At 64.8% G+C, this 3,915-nt stretch carries 5 protein-coding genes; 1 reads left to right on the forward strand and 4 read right to left on the reverse strand.

The features are described from left to right. Nucleotides 1–67: 67 nt before the first annotated feature. From IRZ12_RS16255 to IRZ12_RS16265, 3 genes are all read right to left on the reverse strand, one after another. On the reverse strand, nucleotides 68–472 hold the full coding sequence (locus tag IRZ12_RS16255; protein ID WP_296470687.1) for a DoxX family protein: 405 nt from the start codon (nucleotides 470–472) through the stop codon (nucleotides 68–70). A 69-nt stretch (nucleotides 473–541) separates the two neighbouring features. After that, nucleotides 542–1,354 carry a class III extradiol ring-cleavage dioxygenase gene (locus tag IRZ12_RS16260; RefSeq protein ID WP_296470689.1) on the reverse strand — a complete coding sequence of 271 codons (813 nt, stop codon included), beginning with the start codon at nucleotides 1,352–1,354 and terminating at the stop codon, nucleotides 542–544. A 92-nt stretch (nucleotides 1,355–1,446) separates the two neighbouring features. Further along, nucleotides 1,447–1,689, reverse strand: a complete 243-nt coding sequence (locus IRZ12_RS16265) for an AraC family transcriptional regulator (protein ID WP_296470691.1) — start codon at nucleotides 1,687–1,689, stop codon at nucleotides 1,447–1,449. A 352-nt stretch (nucleotides 1,690–2,041) separates the two neighbouring features. Here IRZ12_RS16265 and IRZ12_RS16270 point away from each other — a divergent pair, with 352 nt between their 5' ends. After that, on the forward strand, nucleotides 2,042–3,259 hold the full coding sequence (locus IRZ12_RS16270) for an MFS transporter (RefSeq protein WP_296470694.1): 1,218 nt from the start codon (nucleotides 2,042–2,044) through the stop codon (nucleotides 3,257–3,259). A 105-nt stretch (nucleotides 3,260–3,364) separates the two neighbouring features. Here IRZ12_RS16270 and IRZ12_RS16275 read toward each other — a convergent pair. After that, a partial coding sequence (locus IRZ12_RS16275; protein WP_296470697.1) for a LysR family transcriptional regulator occupies nucleotides 3,365–3,915 on the reverse strand: 551 nt, incomplete at its 5' end.

Below are 3,915 nucleotides of genomic sequence, written 5' to 3' on the forward strand. Positions count from 1 at the left end.
TTTGTAGGTCCGTCTGGTGGGCTCGGAGATGTGTATAAGAGTCTGAGCAAGGCCCGGGCGGGATGGGTCAGGCCCTGCTGCGCGCGGCGTCGAGGCTGAACGCGCCGGCCCCGGCTACGGCGAAGAACAGGAAAACGAAGCAGTACAGCACGGCCGGCTCGCCGCCGTTTTGCAGCGGACTGAGGAGGGCTTTGGGCGCGTGGGCCATGAAATACGCCACCGCCATGAAGCCCGACAAAATGAACGCTACCGGGCGGGTGAATAAACCCAGGATCATCAGTAGGCCGCCGGCGATCTCGAGCACGCCCGCCAGCCCCAGGAGCGAGAACAGCTGTATGCCTTGAAAGCCCAATGCAGGAATGTCGAAGAACTTGGCGGTGCCGTGTTGCATGAACACATAGGCGACGATGATCCGCATCAGGGCCTGCGCGCGCGGGGTCCAGACGGCGAAGAAATCATTGGACGTTTGCATTTTGTCTTCCTTCGAGGTTGAACTGCAGGTAGCCGCCGAAGCGGCGGGCGAGGACAAGGCGCTTGGCGCCTAACCGAAACGACTTGCGGAGACGACGACGTTCATGACTTCGTCCCGGAATATGCGACGGCCCGGATCGTCGCCAGCCGCCCCGGCGGCGACCATTAGCGGCAGCAAGTGATCCGGGCGTGGCTGCGCCAGGCGCGCGTCGGGTGCCCGGTCCCAGCTTTCGAGCGCTCGTTCGCGCTCCGCCCTGGGTAGCGCGACGGCGTCCGCCAGCCAGTCGTCGAAGCGTTCGGACGCGGGGCGGAAGGCAGGCGAGAATCCCCGCATGTTGTGGAAGCTCATGCCGCTTCCGACGATCAGCACGCCTTCTTCGCGCAGCGGTGACAACGCGCGGCCGGCCGCGAGGTGCTCGCGTGGGTCCAGGCCGGTTTTCATCGACAACTGGACGACGGGAACATCGGCTGCCGGGAAGATCAGCTTGAACGGCACGAAAACGCCGTGGTCCAAGCCCCGCAGGGTGTCGGCGGCGGATTCGATGCCGGCCGCGCCGAGCAGCGCCTGTACCCTGGCGGCGAGCTCGGGTGAGCCGGGCGCCGGGTATTCCAGCCTGTATGTATGCTCGGGAAAGCCGTAGTAGTCGAAAAGCAAAGGGGGATGCGGGCCGGCGTTGACGGTGAAGACCGGCTCCTCCCAGTGGCCGGAGACCACGAGGACGGCCTTGGGCCGTGTCGGGATCGATGCGGCTAGCCCTTTCAGGAAGGCGGCCATCCGGTCCCACATATGGGGATTGCCGGGCCATTCCATGAAGAAGCAGGGGCCGCCTCCATGAGGTATGAAGAAGGTAGGCAGTCGGTTGGCGCCGGGCGCGGACGGCATGGGGAACTCCTCGTTTCTGCACGCACTATAGGGGCGTAACCGCAGCGCAATCAATCGCAAGGATGAAAAGCGGGGTTTTCGCGGTGTCGAGATTAGGCGGTCAGGCCTGGTCGAAGCCCGAACGTCATGCCGGTTTCCCGCAAGAAAAGGCGATGCAGGGTCTTGACGTCGACGCCAAGGCGATCCGCCCACCCCTGTGCGGTGGTTTTGTCGTCGGGCGCGGCGACGATCGCATCGCATACCGCCTGGAGGCGAGGATGGGTGGGGCGGGGCAGGCGCAGCGGCAGCGTAGGCAGTTGCCGCAGCTCGTCCAGCGGCAGGCGCATGACGCTCACCCACCATGCGAAGCCCGTGGTGGACCGACGGGGGCATCCACAGCCACCACCGGGTAGGCGGAACGACCCACCGGCCCATGTCGGTATCGGCGACCATGACACCGTGCACGTCGTAGATGAGCTGCCCGGAGGGGTGTTCGTGGCGCCCTGTGTAATGGCCCGGCGGGAAATCCTTGGCCATGGCCGTGAGCAGGCGTTCTCGCCGGTCGTAATCGTGATAGTCGGGAAAAAGGGCGGGGGTGTCCATTTCTCGAAACCTCCTGCCTCATTTTCGCAAGACAGGCGCGGCCAGGCCAGGTACGCTACCCACACGCAAAAACCTGACTGCCGCAGAGGCGGCCTCCGAGACATCATGCAAAGCGTCCATCCCGCCCAAGTTCCTTCCGCCCAGCCGGAACGCACCGGATTCCGGATATTAGGCGCCATCAGCTTCTCGCACTTCTTGAACGACATGCTGCAGTCGCTGATCTTGGCCGTCTATCCGTTGCTGAAGAGCGAATTCTCACTTTCCTTCACGCAGATCGGCCTGATCACGCTGCTCTATCAGTGCACGGCATCGCTGCTGCAACCATTGGTCGGCTTTTATACTGACCGGAACCCCAAGCCGTATTCCCTGCCCGTCGGCATGGCCTGCAGCCTGAGCGGGATCATGCTGCTCGCTTTCGCGCCCAATTACCCCGCCTTGCTGGTGGCGGCCGCCTTGCTGGGCACGGGGTCCTCGATCTTCCATCCCGAATCTTCCCGCGTGGCGCGCCTGGCTTCGGGCGGCCGCCACGGCTTGGCGCAATCCATTTTCCAGGTGGGCGGCAACGCTGGCAGCGCCATGGGGCCACTGCTGGCCGCGTGGTTCATCATTCCCCGCGGCCAGGACAGCCTCGCGTGGTTTGCGCTGGCCGCGCTGCTTGCCATGGTGGTGCTCTTTCAGGTGGGGGGCTGGTATAAGCGCCAGCACTTGTCTGGTCCGCGCAAGGCCCGCCCTGCTCCGCTCCCGTCCCCGCGCAGCCGCGGCGTCGTGGTGGGATCGATGGCCATCCTGCTGACGCTGTTGTTCTCCAAGTATTTCTACATGGCGAGCTTCACCAGCTACTACACCTTCTACCTGATGCAGCGCTTCGGCGTTTCCGTGCAAAGCGCGCAGATGCACTTGTTCGCCTTTCTTTTCGCGGTGGCGGCCGGAACCATACTGGGGGGCCCCATCGGCGACCGGATCGGCCGCAAGAAGGTGATCTGGGGATCCATTTTGGGCGTGGCGCCGTTCGCCCTGGTCCTGCCGCACGTCGGTCTGTTCTGGACCGGTGTACTGAGCTTCGTCATCGGCCTCATCCTGGCTTCTGCGTTCTCGGCCATCATCGTGTTCGCCCAGGAGCTCATGCCGGGCAAGGTGGGCACGGTCTCGGGCTTGTTCTTTGGCTTCGCGTTCGGCATGGGGGGCCTCGGCGCCGCCGTGCTCGGCAAGGTGGCAGACGTGACCAGCATCGAATATGTGTACCAACTCTGCGCCTTCCTCCCGTTGCTCGGATTGCTGACCGCGTTCCTGCCCGACCTGGGGCGGCCACGTGCCAAGGCGTAGATAGGACGGCCACGTCGGGCCGGGTAGCGAGCCAGGCTGGCCACTGTTGCTTTCAAAGCAACAGTGGGGCCGAAAAACGATTCTTGTGGGCAATGCAAACGCGGACTAGCGGACGCTCTTGCGCTTGGCCAGCGGATGGTCCGGCAGTACCGCAAGCCCGATGGGAACGTTAGCGGTGCGCAGGCGGGTGACCGGTTGGGCCAGCGGCGGGTCCCAGCACATGCCCATGTCGAGTTCGCCCTTGGCTACCCGGGTAGTGATTTCTGCGGAGTTGCCCGTCTCGACGCTGAACGAGATGCCCGGATAGCGGGCGTGCACGTCCGCAATGAGCCCCGGTGCGATCAGTTCGCTCATGTACTGCAATATGCCGATGCGTACCCGGCCACGTCGCAGCCCCCGGAGCGCATCGATCTGGGCCAGGGCATCTTGGAAATCCCGGTTCAGGCGCTGGGTCGCCGCCAGCATGGTTTCGCCCGCCGCCGTCAGCCTGACCCCGCGCGGGAGCCTTTCGAAGAGAGGAATACCGAGTGCTTCCTCGAACTTCATGATCTGGCGCGTGACGGCGGACGGCGCAACGTGGAGATGGTCTGCCGCGGCCCGGGCGGGGCCCCCGCCCGCGCCGGAGGCCGAGTTTGCGCGGTAAGGGGGGGTAAGGT

Origin of the sequence: Pigmentiphaga sp. (assembly GCF_019689535.1) — a bacterium.
Classification (GTDB): domain Bacteria; phylum Pseudomonadota; class Gammaproteobacteria; order Burkholderiales; family Burkholderiaceae_B; genus Pigmentiphaga.

Excerpts from the sequence above, each read along its gene's own strand:
- IRZ12_RS16255 (WP_296470687.1), bottom strand. The coding sequence starts at position 472 with ATGCAAACGTCCAATGATTTCTTCGCCGTCTGGACCCCGCGCGCGCAG.
- IRZ12_RS16260 (WP_296470689.1), bottom strand. The coding sequence starts at position 1,354 with ATGCCGTCCGCGCCCGGCGCCAACCGACTGCCTACCTTCTTCATACCT.
- IRZ12_RS16270 (WP_296470694.1), top strand. The coding sequence starts at position 2,042 with ATGCAAAGCGTCCATCCCGCCCAAGTTCCTTCCGCCCAGCCGGAACGC.